An 18861-nucleotide genomic window follows, 5' to 3' on the forward strand; every position below is an offset into this window, starting at 1 on the left:
TTTATATATGATTATTTTACTGTAATTGTTCTACCTTCAGCTGAGATATGACCGTCAGCATCAGAAACTGCATAGCCGACTTTATATTTACCTGGTTTGCTAGTGTCTACTTCACCACTTGTAACAATGTCAGATGTTAAATCTTTACCTGATTTATCTTTAGCTTTTATACCTTTTAATAAGTCAAAGTCTTGACCTTTTTTAATTGTAACATCTTTAATACCTGATAATTCAGGATTAGGTGCTAAATCTGCATCGTTTACGTAAACGCCTCTTTTGTATGTGTAGTAGTAGCCATCAGAATCTTTAACGTGGTAAGTGATATATTGTAAACCTGTTTTAGAAGTATCAATATCACCTTTAACAGTTACTTTATCAGTGATGTCACCGTCTTTTTTGTCAGATGCTTTAACACCTTTCATCGGATCGAAGTGGTCACCTTGATAAACTAAATCTTTAGTTGGCACTGTAATAAGTGGCATATTTTCATCTAAATCTTTAGTAGATGTCTTCTTGTTAGATGCTACTTCAGCTTTAGATTCATCTTTATTCTTATCTTTAGTATCGTTGTCTTTAGAACCATTTAATGAACCTTCTTTGACAACATATACATAATGCCATTTCGTTCTATATGCGCCATCAGAATCTGTGACTTTATATTGTACTTTGTATTTACCTAATTTAGAAGTATCAACGTCACCAGTTACTTTAATCTTATCTGTTAAGTCTCCATCTTCTTTATCATATGCTTTTATGCCTTTTAATGAATCGTAGTCAGCACCTTTTTCAACAACGTCACCTTCGACACCTTTAATTTGTGGAAGGCTGTTTCCAGTAGCACTCGCAGTTAATGAAGGTGTAACAAGTGAAGCAGAAACACCAAGTACTGTAAGTGATTGTAATATTTTATTCATCATTTTTTATGTACTCCTTTGTTGTAAGCTATAAGGAAAGAATAACATGTGTCGTTTTTCATTTCCTTACTAAATGATATATTATCGTAATATTTTCACATTTACATCGACCTTTAGACCGATTTCCCAACTTAAAGAGTGTAAACAGTGTCTTTTAGGGTGTTTTTAGGAATGATATCACTTAAATAATATTGATCAAGCGTACGTAAGTATTCCATTAAAGCATGATTGAGTGCACCTTTTAATCCACAATTTAATGCTATTGGACAAGTATTTGTTTCCATATTAAAGCATTCTACTAATTCAAAATGATCTTCAGTTTGTCTAACAAGTTTACCTATATTAATGTCACTAGGGGACTGATTGAGGATTATGCCACCATTTCTTCCTCTTATAGATTTTAAGTATCCTAACTTAACAAGTTGATGTACGACTTTTGTTAAATGATTTTTTGATATGCCATAAAAGTTTGAAATCTCTTCTATTTGAGATTGTTTATTTTGTTGAGCTAAATACATGAGGACACGTAAAGAATAATCCGTGTATTGGGTGAGCTTCATAAAGTTCAACCTCCTTATAATATATTAATTATACTTAATTTGAAGGTTAAAAAACAATCAATCAATATATGTATTTTTAAAAGAGTGACAACTTTGTAAACTTTTTGCGAACTGTATTGATAAACATTGTGAAATTATTTACAATTAAACATGTATTTAAAATATATCTTTTAGAGGGGGACTTCTGATGTTATCAGAACAAACTAAAGAAATCGTAAAACAAACAGTACCAGTATTAGAACAATACGGAAATGAAATTACAAAAGTCTTTTATCAAAGAATGTTTGAAGCTCATCCAGAATTATTGAACATATTTAATAAATCTAACCAAAAACAAGGTAAACAACAAACAGCTTTAGCACAAACAGTTTTAGCAGCAGCTAAACATATCGATCATTTAGAAGCAATCGTTCCTAACGTAAATCAAATTGCACATAAACACCGTGCATTACAAGTTAAAGAAGAACATTATCCAATTGTTGGTGAATTCTTACTAAAAGCAATTAAAGAAGTTCTAGGCGATGCAGCTACAGATGATATTATGAATGCTTGGGAAGAAGCATATGGTGAAATTGCAGGCGTATTTATCCAAATGGAAAAAGCAATGTACGAACAAGCAGCTTGGGATGACTTTAAATCATTTAAAATTACAAATATCGAAGATCAAGGTACTTCAATGAAATCATTTGAAGTTGAACCGGTAGATAACATTAAAATTCCTGAACTTGTTGCAGGTCAATATATCACTGTACGTATTAAACCAACAAACGATGATAATTTAGCATTAAGACATTACTCAATTTACTCTGTAAAAAATGACGGTAAAATAAGATTTGCTGTAAAACGCGAAGGAGAAGGCGAGAAAAAAGGTCTAGTATCTCATGATTTACATGATAAATATTCAGTTGGAGATACTATTGAACTTTCAGCTCCTGCAGGTGATTTCAAAGTAGAATCAGATAAAGACAAAAAATTATTACTATTATCTTCAGGCGCAGGTGTTACACCAATGCTAGCAATGTTAGAAGATGAAGCATATAAAGGTAGAAATGTTCATTTCGTACATGTAAATGAAGCAGAAAAAGACGTACCATTTAAAGAAGAAGTAGACGCATTAAATGCAATGAACGAAAATGTAGAAGTTACTTATCATTTAAAAGAAAGAGACGGATATTTAACAAGCAATGAATTAAGCAATTGGATTAATGAAGACGTCGACATCTATTTATGTGGTGGTATCACATTTATGGATACAATATTTGATGAACTAGAAAAATTAAATATTGGCCAAGCAGATGTTCATTTCGAACCATTCGGTCCAAAAATGAGTATTACAAACGTATAATATAGGAATTTAAACCACCACTCCATTATGATCAGCATAATGGGGTGGTGGTTTTTGTATATAAACTTTATAACATTATAATGTTTGCGTTATTAAACATTATAATGTTATAATCTTTTTCAAAGAGGTGATCATTTTGAAAAGTACAGGTGTTATACGAAATATCGAAATGGTTGGTGGTAAGAAAGTAGATATTTTAATAGAAAAAGGGGTTATAAAGAAAATTGCTGCACCAAATTCAATTGATGGCGAATTGTTGTTTAATGGTGAGTATTCATTTATTTCTTCAGGATGGATTGATTTGCATGTACATGGTTTTTCGGATTTTTCTCCTTATGGTGACAATATCGACGACATCGGTATTAAACAAGGTGTGACAACAATTGTTGATGCAGGAAGCTGTGGTGCAAATAGAATAGATGAACTATATAACAGAGCTCAATCGAGTAAGACGAATGTATTTTCATTTTTAAATATTTCAAGAATTGGTTTGGAAAGAATAGATGAGTTATCCAATTTAGATTGGATAAATATTGAAGCATGTCATGATGCAGTTCATAAATATAAAGACATGATCATTGGTTTGAAAGCAAGAATTAGCAGTAGTGTTGTAAAAGGTAATGGCATTACACCATTACAGAAGGCAGTTGAAATTGGTAATGATTTGAAATTGCCGATTATGACGCATATAGGATCTGCACCACCTAAAATTGAAGATGTTATTCCTTTACTAAGGAAAGGCGATATTATTACGCACTTTTTGAATGGTAAAGAAAATAATCTGTTTGACAATAATGGCAATCCTTTAAATGTTTTAAAAGATGCAATTTCTAGAGGTGTGAATTTAGATGTCGGTCATGGTAATGCAAGTTTCTCTTTTGAAGTTGCAAAATCAGCTAAAAAGCATGACATTCATTTTAATACTATAAGCACTGATATATATAAGAAGAACAGATTAGAAGGACCCGTATTTAGTTTATCTAATGTTTTATCAAAGTTTATTAATTTAGGTTATTCGTTAGAAGAAGTCATAAATGCAGTAACTATCAATCCAGCACATATCATAAATAAAAAATATTTATCAGACTTCACTGAGGGTCAAGTTGCTAATTTAACAATATTTGATGTGGCGGATAAAGAAGTGGAGTTAATCGATTCAGATAGAAAAATATTAAAAGGTACAAAACTCATTAAAGAAAGAGGCGTATTAGCAAATGGAGAATTCTTTGAATTATAAATACGGATTAAAGCAAGTTATTAATGCTAGTGGAAGAATGAGCATATTAGGTGTTTCATCACCAACAGATACAGTCATGGATGCTATGAAATTTGGTGGACAGAATTATGTAGAAATAGCTGATTTAGTAGACAAATCTGGACAATACATTGCTCAAAAAATAAAGGCAGAAGACGCTGTGGTCGTAAATTCTGCATCAAGTGGAATCGCTTTATCTGTTGCTTCTGTTGTTACTAAAGGAGACAAAAGAAAAAGTCAACGCCTACACAATCAAAGTATTGAGCAAAATGAAATCATCTTATTTAAAGGACATAATGTGCAATACGGAGCACCAATAGAAACAATGGTTTATTTAGGAGGTGGGTCATTAGTAGAAGTTGGCTATGCAAATGAAGGAAAAGAAGAGCATATAGAGTCAGCCATTAATCAAAATACTGCAGCGATACTATTTGTTAAATCTCATCATGCAGTACAAAAAAATATGGCATCAGTTGAAGAAATATATGAAGTTGCACAAAGAAATAATATTCCATTAATTGTCGATGCAGCTGCAGAAGAAGATTTAGAAAAATACATTCAGCATTCTGATTTAGCAATTTACAGTGGGTCAAAGGCGATACAAGGACCAACAACTGGAATCGTCGCAGGTAAAAAAGAATGGATTGATTCTGTAAAAGTACAGTTACATTTTATTGGACGAAGTATGAAAGTTGGTAAAGAATCTGTTTTTGGCTTGTTACAAGCGATAGATGAATACTATGAAAAAGTTGATCATTCAAAAGAAGAGAAAGAAACGCTAACAAAACTAGATGCTTTAAATCAATATGATGGAATTAACGTCAGTATTGTACAAGATGAAGCGGGGAGAGAGATTTATAGAAGTCGTATAAAAGTAGACAGTTCAATGATTAATTTAACTGCTGAAGAAGTTGTGAATAAATTAAAAAATGCTGAAACAGCAATTTATACAAGAGATTATGGTGTAAAACAAGGTCATTTTGATATAGATCCAAGACCATTAAAAGAAAATGAAATAGATACGATTTACAATACAATGGTACAAATTTTGGAAGGGGAAATATAATGAAAATACTTGATAGATTTTATAAAAATCGCGTTTCTTTGAACGTCTTGGCTAAAGGAAAAGAGAATATAGAAGAAATATATAAAACGGCAGAAGGAAATGTTGTTATCGGTGTATTATCAAAAGACTTTGATAATGTAAATGATGCTGTTAATGCAATGAAAGACTTTGGAAGCAATGTAGAAGATGCAATTTCAATTGGATTGGGTGCAGGCGATAACAAGCAAGCTAAAGTCGTTTCTGAAATTGCGAAACATTACCAAGGGTCACATATCAATCAAGTATTTACAAGTGTTGGCCAAACATTTGCTAATTCTGGAAATACAACATGGGTGAATTCATTAGTATCTCCTTCTGGTAAACCTGGATATGTAAATATATCTACTGGTCCAATTAGTGGTGCAGGTGAAGAACATGCTGTCATTCCAATTAAATCAGCAATTAATTTAATAAAAGATATGGGAGGATCATCTATTAAATTTTTCCCTATGAATGGGTTGCAAACAATTGAAGAGTATAAAGCTGTTGCAAAAGCATGTGGTGAAGAACATTTTGGACTCGAGCCAACTGGTGGCATCACATTAGATAACTTTGAAGAAATTTTAGATATCGCATTAAAAAATAATGTACCTAAAATCATTCCACATGTTTATTCATCAATTATTGATAAAGAAACAGGTATGACAAAAATAGAAGATGTTGAATGGTTAAATAATAAAATTAAAGAAAAAGTTGATGCATATGAATAAGAAAATTGCTGCGTATGGTGAAATCATGATGCGGTTAACAGTACCGGATCATCTTCTATTAAGACAAGCAGATAGATTAAATTACAGTTTTACTGGAACAGGTGTAAATGTTACAGGTTTAATGGCGCAATTTGGATATGAAACGAACTTAATAAGTGCTGTTCCTGATAATTCAGTCGGTACAGCTGCGATTAGTGCGATTAGAAGACTTGGAATAGATAGTAATTTTATATTAAAAAGAAATCAAAATCTTGGAATGTACTTTTTAGAAGAAGGATTCGGTAATCGTTCAAGTAGTGTGACATATACAAATAGAACTGAAAGTAGTTTCAATACAGTAAATATTTCAGACTATCCTTTAGAAGAAATTTTTGAAAATATAGATGTTCTTCATATTTGTGGCATCTCATTAGCAATGAACGAAATGATGCGACAGAACATTCTTGAGATTGTAAAAGCTGCTCGAGAACACAATATACAAATCGTTTTTGATTGTAATTTTAGACCATCTCTTTGGGGTGAAGATGGAAATGAAAGAGCCAAACCATACTATGAGACGATTTTACATGAAGCGGATATCGTTCTCATGAATGAAAAAGATGCAATTAATACATTAGGTATTACGACAGATAAAGAAACAAAAGCAGAACAACTAGAGGATATATTACCTAAAGTATCAGAAAAATATCATATACCTATTATTGCAGGTACAAACAGAATCGTTAATAGTAGCAATCATAATACTATCAAAGGTTATTTATTCAAAAATAATCAAATGTATTACTCAAAAGATTATGAAGTCACGATATTAGATAGAATTGGAACTGGTGATGCATATACAAGTGGGCTTATTCATGCCGAATTAACTAACATGAACCCACAGGATGCCGTAGATTTTTCAACAGCTTCTTGTGCATTAGCACATACAATATCAGGGGATACCCCTTTATATAATGTAGATGATATAATAAAAGTCATGAAAAACGAAATTAACGATATTGAGAGGTAATCATTTATGACGGTACTATCATCAGAAAAAGGACCATTATATTTACAAATAAAACAAATAATTGAAGATAGAATTATTCATGGTATTTATACTGTTGGAAATAATATCCCAACTGAAACTGACTTTGAAAAGGAATTTAATGTGAGTAAAGTTACGGTTAGGGCAGCAATCAAAGAGTTAGTTGCATTAGGTTATTTAGAAAAGAAAAGTGGAAAAGGAACGCGCGTTATTAGCCATAAACCTTTTAATAAAGTTACAAAAAATAAAAACTTTACAGAGAAATTGGTTGAAGAAGGTAACGAAATTAAAAAAGTTATTAAAGATATCGCTGTCGTATCCAATTTAAAAAATAGTGAATTATATAACATGTTTGGCGAAAATGCCTACAAAATTACAAGAGTGTACTTATTAAATAATAGACCATATATATTATTTAATCATTATTTACCATATCCACTTCATAGTTTGAATGAATATGAAAAGCAAAAACAAAATAATGATCTGTCTATATATAAAATATTAGAAGAAGCGAATATAGAAATTATCAATACTGAAGATTCTTTTTCAGTGAAAAAAGATATTACGGCTTCAGAATATTTAGAACTTGATCCATCTGTATCACTACTAGTTAGAGAACGTCAATCTTTTAATAATAACAGTGAAACAGTTGAATATAGTATTGGCTATTATAATAGTGATTTGAAAAAGTATAGCATCAGCTTAAACAATTGATGCTTTAACTTTTGTGATTTAATGGTAGCGCTAACATTATAGGGGGGAAAATAATGGATTCAAATATATATTTATTAATCATTACGCTACTGTCAATTGTAATTGTTATTTTAGGAGTTGCTTTATGGAAATGGCACGCTTTTATTAGCTTAACTGTTGCTGGATTATTCTTGGCAATAATGGCAGGCTTGTCCCCAGAAAAAATTGTCACTGCTTATGAATCTGGAGTGGGTGATGTCCTTGGTCATTTAGTTGGTATTCTAGCATTAGGGACAATCTTAGGTAAATTAATGTCTGATTCAGGTGCAGGGATGCAAATTTCAGATTATCTCATAAAAGTATTGGGACCTAAGAAATTACCATGGGCAATGATGTTGTCTGGTTTTATTATTGGTATACCCGTATTTTTTGAAGTTGGAATTGTTATTTTATTACCGTTAGTCATATCTATTCATAAGACGACGAAAACGAATATACTATTGATCGCTATTCCTTTATTAGCAGGATTATCAATCGTTCATGGTATTGTGCCGCCACATCCAGGTGCCATGACAGCTATTGGAATTTATGATGCAGATTTAGGAAAAGTATTATTATATTCACTCATTATTGCTTTACCAACTGCAATTATATCAGGACCAATACTTGGTAAATTTATAAGTAAGAGATTGACTCCTGAAAATTCACCAAACATTTTAAAAGTCAATAATGAAACGACGAGTTTACCAAGCGTATCTGTATCATTCTTTATCATCGTACTACCAGTATTGCTAATGCTATTATCAATCATCACGCCGTATTTAGGTAGTTTACCAATCTTATTAAAAAATACTTTATTATTTGTTGGTAGCCCTGTCATTGCGTTATTAATTTCATGCTTTGTAGCATTCTATTTACTTGGATTTAAGCAAGGTATGAATAGAAATACAATCAAAAGATTAGTAGAAGATTGTATTTTACCAATAGGTTCAATTATATTAATAATAGGAGCAGGCGGAGGATTTAAAGAAATTCTTATTGAAACGGGTGTAGGAGAAACGATTGCTCAAATGACAGAAAATCTATCACTTTCTCCATTACTGTTAGCATTTTTAGTTGCAGGTTTAATACGAGTTGCGACAGGTTCAGCAACCGTTGCATTAACGACAGCAGCAGGTATAGTTTCGCCAATTATTCAAAATATATCTGATGTAAATTTAGAACTGCTAGTAATAGCAACAGGTGCAGGATCATTGATGTTATCGCATGTAAACGATGCAGGCTTTTGGATGGTAAAAGAATATTTAGGACTTAATGTGAAAGAAACATTCAAGACATGGACCGTTATGGAGACGATGTTATCAGTAGTTGCCTTCTTAATAGCCTTCGCACTAAATAGTTTCATATAAGTATTTTAATCAATAAAGTAGATGAGAAGATGGCGTTGTTAGGGACAGAATTCCGAGAAATGTCCGTAAATGAGTTCGCGTCTAATTACCACAATTCGAAATAATGGAAGTTAGCCGATTCTAACTACCAGAATTCAGAATAATGGAAGTTACAGCATTCTAACTACCACAATTCGTAATAATGATAGTTAGCGGATTCTAACTACCACAATTCAGAATAATGGAAGTTAGCGCCTATCTAACTACCTCAATAAATAAAAGCGGAACCGTCATAGGGTTCCGCTTTTTTTCTATATTATATTTTTATTCAAGTCCGTTTTTCCATTTTTCTGCTAATAATGTATTGTTTAATACCATGGTGATTGTTAATGGACCGACGCCGCCTGGTACTGGTGTGATTGCACTAGCTACTTCTTTAACGGCTTCGAAATCGACGTCACCTTTTAATTTACCATTCTCATCTGGTGTGTTTCCGACATCGATAATGACTGCTCCTGGTTTTACTAAGTCTTTTGTAACGAGGTGTACGCGTCCGACTGCACTTACGATTACATCTGCTTGTTTTAAGACTTCTTCTGTATTTGTTGATTTTGAGTGTAATAACGTAACAGTTGCATCTTGATCTGTTAATAATTTACTAACTGGTTGACCAACAATATGACTTCTACCGATTACGGCTACGTTTTTTCCTTTTAAGTCAATATCTGCATGTTTGAGAATTTCCATTATACCTAGTGGGGTACATGGGATAAATGTTCTTTCTCCAGTATATAATCTACCAATATTTATAGGATTAAATCCATCTACATCTTTGTCAGGATTGATTGCTTCTAATACTTTTGCTTCAGAAACTTGTTTTGGAAGTGGAACTTGGACTAATATACCACTTACTGAATCGTCATTATTTAATCTATCGAGTTCAGATAATACTTCTTCTTCAGTAGATGATTCATCCATATGTACAATTTCAGAAATCATACCAATCTTTTCAGCTGCTTTTTTCTTAGAATTAACATAACTTTGACTTGCGCCATCATTACCAACGAGTATGACCGTTAATTTAGGTACGATGTTATGTTCTTTTAACTTTTCAACTTCTGCTTGAAGACCTGCTCTGTAAGTCTTCGCTATTTCTCTACCGTCTAATATCTTAGCTACCATGAAAATTGCCTCCTATTAATAATCGAACTATATTGATTGATACAATGAAAATTATGCCCTTAATACGAACATAAATCAAACTTTTTTGTAAAAAATATATAAAATGTTCGTTTTTTCATTGAAAATAGCATGATCAATTGTTATGCTATATCTGTAATATACACAGAAAAGATTAAATATTTCAACTATTTGAAAGGGTGACCTACATGAAAGTGGCAGTTATAATGGGTAGTTCGTCAGATTGGCCAATCATGAAAGAAGCATGCGATATGCTTGAATTTTTTAATATCCAATATGAGAAAAAGATCGTATCTGCACATCGAACACCATTAGAAATGGTTGACTTTGCGAAAAATGTTACTGATCGTAATATAGATATTATTATTGCTGGAGCAGGTGGGGCTGCACATTTGCCAGGAATGGTAGCTTCATTAACAACAGTTCCAGTGATTGGTGTACCTATTGAATCAAAAAGCTTAAAAGGTATGGATTCATTGTTGTCGATAGTACAAATGCCTGGTGGGATACCAGTTGCGACAACTGCAATAGGAAAAGCCGGATCTAAAAATGCTGGTATTTTAGCCGCAAGAATGATCGGTATGACAGATGAAAATGTAAGAAAACAACTTGTTAATTATGAAAAAAGTTTAGTCGATAAAGTGGAGGAAATGCAAAATGACTTATTATAACCTAGAATCAGGTGACATGATAGGTATTGTCGGTGGAGGTCAATTAGGTAAAATGATGGCTCAGTCTGCTCAAAGAATGGGATTTCAAGTTGCCGTTTTAGACCCTGACGAAGATTGCCCTGCAAGATTTGTAGCACACCAATTTATAAACGCTGAATTTTCGGATATAGATGCACTCAATAAGCTTGGTGACATCTCTAAAGTTGTAACTTATGAATTTGAAAATATAGATGCACAGCAGTTAGAAAAACTTTCCAATCAATTTAATATTCCTCAAGGGAGCCAAACAGTTGCTTTATTACAAGATCGCTTAACTGAAAAACAAACGTTAGAAAGTGCAAATGTTCAAATTGTACCGTTTATGGAAGTTAAGTCAACAGAAGACTTGAATGAAGCTATAGAAACAATTGGCTATCCATTTATTATAAAGACACGCTTTGGTGGGTATGACGGTAAAGGTCAGCTTGTCATTCAATCTAAAGAAGATTTAGATGAAGCTAAGAACTTAATTACTGATACACCATGCGTAGTTGAAAAATATCTCCCTCTATTTAAAGAAGTATCCATAACAGCTACACGTGATATATATGATCATACAGTTTATTTTCCATTACAAGAAAATGAACATAGAAACCAAATTTTATATAAGACAGTCGTTCCAGCTAGAGTAGATTTAGAAGAACAAGCTATTCAAGAAGTTCAAAAAATTATGACGAAGTTACATTTTGTAGGAACGTTTACAGTTGAATTTTTTGTAACGGAAGATCATAAACTTTATGTGAATGAAATTGCGCCTAGACCACATAATTCAGGACATTACTCTATCGAAGCATGTGATTACTCACAATTTGATACACATATACTTGCAGTTGCAGGATGGCATTTACCGAAAAAGATTACTTTATTACAACCAGCAATCATGATGAATTTGCTAGGACAAGATGTGTTGAATTTACAAGAAGTATTTAGTGAGCATCCTGAATGGCACGTTCATATTTACGGTAAAAAGGTCAATAAAGTAAACCGTAAAATGGGACATATTACGAAATTATCAACAGATTTAAATAAAGATGAAAACCAATTTAATCAATTATTTGAAGGGCGGAACGATTAATATGTCATTACTTTATGAAGGCAAAGCTAAAAGAGTATTCAACACAGATCAAGAAGGTATTTTGAGAATCGAATATAAAGATGAAGTGACTGCCGGAAATGGTGCTAAAAAAGATAAAATGCTTGGAAAAGGTCGCTTAAACAATTTAATCACATCGAAAATATTTGGAATATTGCGACAAAAAGGCGTTGAGAGTCACTTTGTAGAACAAATTTCTGAAACAGAACAACTTGTTAAAGCTGTAGAGATTTTCCCATTAGAAGTTGTCGTACGAAATGTTGCTGCAGGTTCAATTTGTAAACGACTAGGTTTTGAAAAGGGATATGAATTTAAAGAACCTTTATTAGAACTATTCTATAAGAAAGATGAGTTAAATGATCCACTTATCACTGATGATCATGTGTCATTATTGAATATTGCTTCATCAGAAGAATTATCAACTATTAAAAAAGAAGCATTAAAAGTAAATAAAGTATTAAGTGAAATTATGAATGACATGAATTTAATACTCGTAGATTACAAAATCGAATTTGGCATAACAACTGATGGTGAAATTTTATTAGCGGATGAAATTTCTCCAGATACATGCAGAATTTGGGACAAAGAAACAAAAGAAAACTTTGATAAAGATGTATATAGAGAAGATACAGGATCATTAATTGATACTTACGAAACTTTCTACAAAAAATTGGAGGAACTATAAAATGAAAAAGATTGAATTGCATATTACGTTACAAGGTCAAGTATTAGATACACAAGGACAAGCTTTAAATAGAGCGGTACATGATTTAGGTTATGAACAAGTCAATGATATAAGAGTTGGTAAAGTGATTTACATGACTGTTGACGAAACAGATGAAAATTCAATCAAGAATATCGTTAATACTTTAAGTGAGAAGCTATTTGCCAATACGGTTATAGAAGAATATAGTTTTAAAATCTTAGAAGATAAGGAGAACGCATAATGAAATTAGCTGTATTAGTATTTCCAGGATCTAATTGCGATCGTGATATGTATAATGCTGCTAAACGTTCAGGTGTCGAAGCGGCGTATGTAGACTATAGAGAAACTTCTCTTGAAGGTTTTGATGGTGTGTTAATACCTGGAGGCTTCTCATTTGGTGATTATTTAAGATCAGGTGCAATGGCACGCGTAGCACCAATTATTAGTGAAGTAAAAAGACTTGCAAGTGAAGGTAAACCAGTACTTGGCGTATGTAATGGGTTCCAAATCTTAACAGAAGTTGGTTTGTTACCAGGTGCACTGTTACATAACGATAGTCATTTATTTGTAAGTAGAAATGAATCGTTAACAATCGTAAATAACGAAACGAAATTCACACATCAGTATGATAAAGATGAAACTGTCATTTATCCTGTTGCGCATGGTGAAGGTCACTATTATTGTACAGATGAATTATATGAAGAACTTGTGAATCATAATCAAATTATTTTAACTTACAATGATAATCCTAATGGTTCATATAAAGATATAGCTGGTATTACGAATAAAGAAGGAAATGTTTGTGGGATGATGCCTCATCCAGAACGTGCCATGGAAACATTACTTGGTTCAGATAGTGGCGTTAAATTATTTCAATCTATGATCGAAAGTTGGAGGGAACAACATGTCTAAGTTTTTAGAACCTAGTATAGAAGAAATTGAAAAAGAATATTTATATAGAGATATGGGTTTAACAGACGAAGAATATCAAAAAGTCGTAAGCATTTTAGGACGCAAACCGAACTTTACTGAAATAGGTATATTCTCGGTAATGTGGAGTGAACATTGCTCATATAAACATTCTAAACCATTTTTAAAACAATTCCCTACTTCTGGAGAACATGTCTTAATGGGTCCAGGTGAAGGTGCTGGTGTTGTAGATATCGGTGATAATCAAGCAGTGGTATTTAAAGTAGAATCTCATAACCATCCTTCAGCAATTGAACCTTATCAAGGTGCCGCAACAGGTGTTGGTGGTATAATCCGCGATATCGTATCAATCGGAGCAAGACCTATTTCATTATTAAATAGTTTAAGATTTGGAGAGTTATCTAATAAGACAAACCGCAGATTGTTTAGTGGAGTCGTAAAAGGTATCGGTGGTTACGGAAACTGTATCGGTATACCGACAGTAGCAGGTGAGATTGAATTTGATGAAAGATATGATGGTAATCCACTTGTTAATGCGATGTGTGTTGGCATTATAGATCATGACAAAATTCAAAAAGGTACTGCTAAAGGTATCGGAAACCCAGTTATCTACGTTGGATTAAAAACGGGTAGAGATGGTATTCACGGTGCAACTTTTGCATCTGAAGAACTAAGTGAAGCATCTGAAAGTAAAAGACCTTCTGTACAAATAGGAGATCCATTTGTAGGTAAAAAATTAATGGAAGCAACATTAGAAGCAATTACTTATCCTGAATTAGTAGGTATTCAAGACATGGGTGCAGCAGGATTAACGTCATCTTCTTCTGAAATGGCAGCTAAAGGTGAAAGTGGTATCCATCTTCATTTAGAGAAAGTACCAACAAGAGAAGAAGGCATCTCACCATATGAAATGATGCTTTCAGAAACACAAGAACGTATGTTATTAGTAGTTGAAAAAGGTACAGAACAAAAATTCTTAGATTTATTTGATCATCATGAATTAGATTCTGCTGTTATAGGTGAAGTAACAGATACAAATAGATTTGTTTTATCTTATGAAGATGAAATCTACGCTGATATTCCTGTTGAACCTTTAGCTGATGAAGCACCTGTTTATATTCTAGAAGGTGAAGCAAAAGAATTTAAACACAATGATAATCAATATGATGAAATCAAAGTAGAAGAAGTATTCCAAAAACTAATTAATCATCCAACAATTGCATCTAAGAATTACGCATATGACCAATATGATCAACAAGTTGGTGCCAATACAATTATCAAGCCAGGTATTAGTGCTGGAGTAGTTAGAGTGGAAGGTACAAATAAAGCGATAGCTTCTACTATAGATGGAGAAGCGAGATATGTTTATAACAATCCATATGAAGGTGGAAAAATGGTTGTTGCAGAAGCGTATAGAAATTTAATTTCTGTAGGTGCTAAACCATTAGCAATGACAGATTGCTTAAATTATGGTTCTCCTGAGAAGAAAGATATATACCAACAACTTGCAGATTCGACTAAAGGAATGGCTGAAGCTTGTGAAGCTTTAAATACACCTGTCGTATCAGGAAATGTTTCTTTATACAATGAAACAAAAGGGACTTCAATTTTCCCTACACCTGTAGTAGGTATGGTTGGTTTAATTGAAAATGTGACGTATTTAAATGATTATCAACCAAAAGTAAATGATCGTGTATACGTAGTTGGAGAAACAAAAGATGACTTTGGTGGTAGTCAGATTGAAAAATTATTATTTAAAGAAGTTAATCATGAACCAAGTTCAATTGATTTATCAGCAGAAGTAAAACGTGGAGAACAAATTAAAGATGCTATACGTTCAGGCAAAATTTCACATACACAAGCTGTTGGTAAAGGTGGTCTTGCTATTGGACTTGCAAAAATAGCTACACACTTTAACTTAGGATTAGATGTGACGTTACCAGTAACAAATGCTCAATTATTTAGTGAAACTCAAGGTAGATATATTATTGTCGTTAAAGAAGGACAATCTATAGATATTGACGATGCCGTTGAAATAGGTCGTGTTACTGATAATGCTCAATTTACGATTAAAAATGATGCTGCTCAAATTAAATACAATGTATCTGATTTGAATGAGCAATTGAAAGGGGCAATAGCTCAATGCATGAAATCAAGAGTTTAAATGAAGAATGCGGCGTATTTGGTATATGGAATCATCCAGAATCTGCACAACTCACATACATGGGGCTTCATAGTTTACAACATAGAGGTCAAGAAGGTGCAGGAATTGTAACTTCAAACGGTTTCGAGTTAAAAGGTGAAAGAGGATTAGGATTATTATCTGATGCGATTACGGATGTGCAATTAGAAGGTTTTAAAGGGAATCAACATGCAATAGGTCATGTTAGATATGCAACTTCTGGTAATAAAGGAATTGAAAATATTCAACCATTTTTATATCACTTTTATGATATGAGTGTTGGTGTTTGCCACAATGGTAACTTAGTCAATGCACAAAGTTTAAGAAAAGAATTAGAACAAGAAGGTGCTATTTTCCATTCTTCTTCTGATACTGAAGTGATTATGCACCTTATAAGAAGAAGTAAAGCACCTACTTTCGAAGAAGCATTGAAAGAAAGTTTGAATACAGTTAAAGGTGGTTTCACATTTGCTTTATTAACAAAAGATGCATTATATGGCGCAGTTGACCCAAATGCAATAAGACCTTTAGCTGTAGGCAGAATGAAGACGGGTGCTTATATCATTGCTAGTGAAACATGTGCAATTGATGTACTTGGCGCAGAGTTTGTGAGAGATATTCATGCAGGTGAGTATATTGTTATAAATGATGATGGTATAAGAGTTGAATCATACACAACGGAAACAACGACTGCAATTTCAGCGATGGAGTATATTTACTTTGCAAGACCCGATTCTACAATTGCAGGTAAGAATGTTCATGCAGTTCGTAAAGCATCTGGGAAAAAACTAGCTCAAGAAAGTCCAGCTTTAAATGCTGATATGGTAATCGGCGTACCAAACTCTTCACTTTCAGCAGCATCTGGTTATGCAGAAGAGAGTCATTTGCCATATGAAATGGGGCTTGTAAAAAATCAATATGTCGCTCGGACATTTATCCAACCAACACAAGAATTAAGAGAACAAGGTGTACGTGTGAAATTATCAGCTGTAAAAGATATCGTACATGGTAAAAATATTGTGCTTGTTGATGATTCTATTGTAAGAGGGACAACAAGTAAACGTATCGTCAGAATGTTAAAAGACGCTGGAGCAAATGAAGTTCACGTACGTATCGCATCACCAGAATTCATGTTTCCAAGTTTCTATGGAATTGATGTGTCAACATCTGCTGAGCTGATTTCTGCACATAAATCACCTGAAGAAATAAGGGATTATATCGGTGCAGATTCACTTGCTTATTTATCAGTTGATGGTTTAATACGATCAATAGGATTAGATAAAGACGTACCATATCACGGATTATGTGTAGAAAGCTTTACTGGTGACTATCCAGCGGGTCTTTATGACTATGAAGAAAGATATTATCAAAACTTAAGTCCACGTCAAAAAGCTTATTTAGCTAGTAATAAACAATACTTTGATAAAGAGGGTAATCTTAATGTCGAAAGCATATAAAGCATCTGGTGTAGATATAGAAGCTGGTTATGAAGCGGTCAATAGAATGAAGTCACATGTTCAAAGCACAATGAGAAAGGAAGTTCTAGGCGGTTTAGGTGGCTTTGGTGCTGCATTTGATCTTTCACAATTAAATATGAAGAAACCTGTACTTGTTTCTGGAACAGATGGTGTTGGTACAAAGCTTAAACTCGCAATTGATTATAACAAACATGACACAATCGGTATCGATGCAGTTGCGATGTGTGTGAATGATATTTTAACGACTGGCGCAGAACCTTTGTATTTCCTTGATTATATTGCGACGAATAAAGTAAATCCTGAAACGATTGAAGCGATTGTTTCAGGTGTATCTGTCGGTTGTAAAGAAACGAACTGTGCATTAATTGGCGGAGAAACTGCTGAAATGGGCGAAATGTACCATGAGGGAGAATATGATATCGCAGGATTTTGTGTTGGCGCTGTTGAAAAAGAGGACTATATAGATGGCAGTGAAGTTGATGAAGGTGACGCCATAATTGGTATTACTTCAAGTGGTATTCATTCAAACGGCTACAGTTTAGTAAGAAACTTAATTAAAGAAAGCCAAATTAACTTAAATGATGCATTTGATGATGAAAGAACGTATTTAGAAACATTTCTTGAACCAACAAAACTATATGTTAAACCTGTTCTTGCCGTATTAGATAAAGTAAAAGTTAAAGGTATGTCTCACATAACTGGTGGAGGATTTATTGAAAATATTCCAAGAGCGATTCCAGAAGATAAAGATGCGCATATCGATGTTCAATCATATGAAGTACCACAAATATTCCATTGGTTAAAAGAGCAAGGAAAGATTGAAGCAGAGGAAATGTATAATGTGTTTAATATGGGAATCGGCTTTGTACTTATCGTTAATAAAGAAGATGCACAAGAGACATTAGATATCTTGAAAGAACAAAATGAAGAAGCATATATAATTGGTGAAATTTCAAACGGAACAGGTCAGGTCAAATTGACGGGGGTTCAATCATGATTAAAATAGCAGTATTTGCATCAGGAAATGGATCAAATTTTGAAAAAATAATGGAAAATATCGAAGCAGGTTATTTAGATCATATAGAAGTAACAGCATTGTATACAGATAACCCTAATGCTTTTTGTATAGAAAGAGCACGAAGATTTAATTTACCTGTTTATATCATAGATCCAAGAACTTATGATAGTAAAAAAGAATATGAAGAAGCACTACTCACGAGATTATCTCAAGATCGTGTAAGTTGGGTTATTTTAGCAGGATATATGAAAATCGTTGGTCCTACATTATTAAAACAATATGAAGGTAAAATGTTGAATATACATCCATCAATATTACCAAGTTTTCCTGGAAAGGACGCTGTAGGGCAAGCATTAGATTACGGCGTACGTGTTACAGGAGCAACTGTTCATTACGTTGATAGTGGTATGGATACTGGCGAAATCATCGATCAATTAAGCTGTAAAGTATATCCAGATGATACGAGAGAAACATTACAATTAAGAATACAGAACTTAGAATACGAATTATATCCACGTGTTATGAAAGAAATTATTCAATAATAAAG

19 protein-coding genes and 1 pseudogene are annotated in these 18861 nt (G+C 33.0%); 16 read left to right on the plus strand and 4 right to left on the minus strand.

Annotated features, from left to right (window positions below; all coding sequences use genetic code 11):
- Positions 1-11: 11 nt before the first annotated feature.
- The 3 genes and pseudogenes from LQ611_RS08515 to LQ611_RS08525 form a co-directional block, all read right to left on the minus strand.
- The gene (locus tag LQ611_RS08515) at positions 12-482 is read right to left on the minus strand and encodes a DUF5011 domain-containing protein (protein WP_258028110.1); all 471 of its coding nucleotides are present in this window, start codon (positions 480-482) and stop codon (positions 12-14) included.
- 120 nt (positions 483-602) lie between these two features.
- A pseudogene (locus LQ611_RS08520) lies at positions 603-914 on the minus strand (immunoglobulin-like domain-containing protein); the annotation flags it as partial.
- A 131-nt stretch (positions 915-1045) separates the two neighbouring features.
- A complete protein-coding gene (locus LQ611_RS08525) occupies positions 1046-1474 on the minus strand; it encodes an RrF2 family transcriptional regulator (protein ID WP_107565702.1) in 429 nt (142 codons plus the stop codon).
- Positions 1475-1661: 187 nt separating this feature from the next.
- Here LQ611_RS08525 and LQ611_RS08530 point away from each other — a divergent pair, with 187 nt between their 5' ends.
- From LQ611_RS08530 to LQ611_RS08560, 7 genes are all read left to right on the plus strand, one after another.
- Complete coding sequence (locus LQ611_RS08530; RefSeq protein ID WP_119494821.1) at positions 1662-2819, plus strand: globin domain-containing protein; 1158 nt, start codon at positions 1662-1664, stop codon at positions 2817-2819.
- 169 nt (positions 2820-2988) lie between these two features.
- Positions 2989-4056 carry an amidohydrolase/deacetylase family metallohydrolase gene (locus tag LQ611_RS08535; RefSeq protein ID WP_374229784.1) on the plus strand — a complete coding sequence of 356 codons (1068 nt, stop codon included), beginning with the start codon at positions 2989-2991 and terminating at the stop codon, positions 4054-4056.
- A complete protein-coding gene (locus LQ611_RS08540) occupies positions 4034-5140 on the plus strand; it encodes a DgaE family pyridoxal phosphate-dependent ammonia lyase (RefSeq protein WP_107565705.1) in 1107 nt (368 codons plus the stop codon). Before LQ611_RS08535 ends, LQ611_RS08540 begins: the two co-directional genes overlap by 23 nt.
- Positions 5137-5889, plus strand: coding sequence for a 2-dehydro-3-deoxy-phosphogluconate aldolase (gene dagF / locus LQ611_RS08545; protein WP_374229785.1), 753 nt, complete (start codon positions 5137-5139; stop codon positions 5887-5889). Before LQ611_RS08540 ends, dagF begins: the two co-directional genes overlap by 4 nt.
- Positions 5882-6898 (plus strand): sugar kinase, encoded by a 1017-nt coding sequence (locus LQ611_RS08550; RefSeq protein ID WP_107565707.1) that lies wholly within the window; start codon positions 5882-5884, stop codon positions 6896-6898. The genes dagF and LQ611_RS08550 overlap by 8 nt, the downstream gene beginning before the upstream one ends.
- A gap of 6 nt (positions 6899-6904) precedes the next feature.
- The gene (locus LQ611_RS08555; protein ID WP_058611486.1) at positions 6905-7630 is read left to right on the plus strand and encodes a GntR family transcriptional regulator; all 726 of its coding nucleotides are present in this window, start codon (positions 6905-6907) and stop codon (positions 7628-7630) included.
- 53 nt (positions 7631-7683) lie between these two features.
- Positions 7684-9018: a GntT/GntP/DsdX family permease gene (locus LQ611_RS08560; RefSeq protein WP_239709526.1), complete on the plus strand. Its 1335-nt coding sequence runs from the start codon at positions 7684-7686 to the stop codon at positions 9016-9018.
- A 303-nt stretch (positions 9019-9321) separates the two neighbouring features.
- Here the strand turns inward: LQ611_RS08560 and folD are convergent, their stop codons facing one another.
- Positions 9322-10179, minus strand: a complete 858-nt coding sequence (gene folD / locus LQ611_RS08565) for a bifunctional methylenetetrahydrofolate dehydrogenase/methenyltetrahydrofolate cyclohydrolase FolD (RefSeq protein WP_037587375.1) — start codon at positions 10177-10179, stop codon at positions 9322-9324.
- Positions 10180-10385: 206 nt separating this feature from the next.
- On the opposite strand from folD, the gene purE reads away from it, so the two are divergent.
- The 9 genes from purE to purN are packed head-to-tail and all read left to right on the plus strand — an operon-like array spanning position 10386 to position 18856.
- Complete coding sequence (gene purE, locus LQ611_RS08570) at positions 10386-10868, plus strand: 5-(carboxyamino)imidazole ribonucleotide mutase (RefSeq protein ID WP_107565709.1); 483 nt, start codon at positions 10386-10388, stop codon at positions 10866-10868.
- Positions 10855-11982 carry a 5-(carboxyamino)imidazole ribonucleotide synthase gene (gene purK, locus LQ611_RS08575; RefSeq protein WP_107565710.1) on the plus strand — a complete coding sequence of 376 codons (1128 nt, stop codon included), beginning with the start codon at positions 10855-10857 and terminating at the stop codon, positions 11980-11982. The genes purE and purK overlap by 14 nt, the downstream gene beginning before the upstream one ends.
- 1 nt (position 11983) lies before the next feature.
- Positions 11984-12685: a phosphoribosylaminoimidazolesuccinocarboxamide synthase gene (purC, locus tag LQ611_RS08580; RefSeq protein ID WP_107565711.1), complete on the plus strand. Its 702-nt coding sequence runs from the start codon at positions 11984-11986 to the stop codon at positions 12683-12685.
- A 1-nt stretch (position 12686) separates the two neighbouring features.
- The gene (gene purS, locus LQ611_RS08585; RefSeq protein WP_025905204.1) at positions 12687-12947 is read left to right on the plus strand and encodes a phosphoribosylformylglycinamidine synthase subunit PurS; all 261 of its coding nucleotides are present in this window, start codon (positions 12687-12689) and stop codon (positions 12945-12947) included.
- The gene (gene purQ / locus LQ611_RS08590) at positions 12947-13618 is read left to right on the plus strand and encodes a phosphoribosylformylglycinamidine synthase subunit PurQ (protein WP_025905203.1); all 672 of its coding nucleotides are present in this window, start codon (positions 12947-12949) and stop codon (positions 13616-13618) included. Before purS ends, purQ begins: the two co-directional genes overlap by 1 nt.
- Complete coding sequence (purL, locus tag LQ611_RS08595; protein WP_239709527.1) at positions 13611-15800, plus strand: phosphoribosylformylglycinamidine synthase subunit PurL; 2190 nt, start codon at positions 13611-13613, stop codon at positions 15798-15800. The genes purQ and purL overlap by 8 nt, the downstream gene beginning before the upstream one ends.
- Complete coding sequence (gene purF / locus LQ611_RS08600) at positions 15779-17275, plus strand: amidophosphoribosyltransferase (RefSeq protein ID WP_103361917.1); 1497 nt, start codon at positions 15779-15781, stop codon at positions 17273-17275. The genes purL and purF overlap by 22 nt, the downstream gene beginning before the upstream one ends.
- Positions 17259-18293: a phosphoribosylformylglycinamidine cyclo-ligase gene (gene purM, locus LQ611_RS08605; protein WP_107590765.1), complete on the plus strand. Its 1035-nt coding sequence runs from the start codon at positions 17259-17261 to the stop codon at positions 18291-18293. Before purF ends, purM begins: the two co-directional genes overlap by 17 nt.
- The gene (gene purN / locus LQ611_RS08610; RefSeq protein WP_025905199.1) at positions 18290-18856 is read left to right on the plus strand and encodes a phosphoribosylglycinamide formyltransferase; all 567 of its coding nucleotides are present in this window, start codon (positions 18290-18292) and stop codon (positions 18854-18856) included. The genes purM and purN overlap by 4 nt, the downstream gene beginning before the upstream one ends.
- Positions 18857-18861: the final 5 nt, after the last annotated feature.

Source organism: Mammaliicoccus sp. L-M44 (genome assembly GCF_022386355.1).
GTDB lineage: Bacteria > Bacillota > Bacilli > Staphylococcales > Staphylococcaceae > Mammaliicoccus > Mammaliicoccus sciuri_A.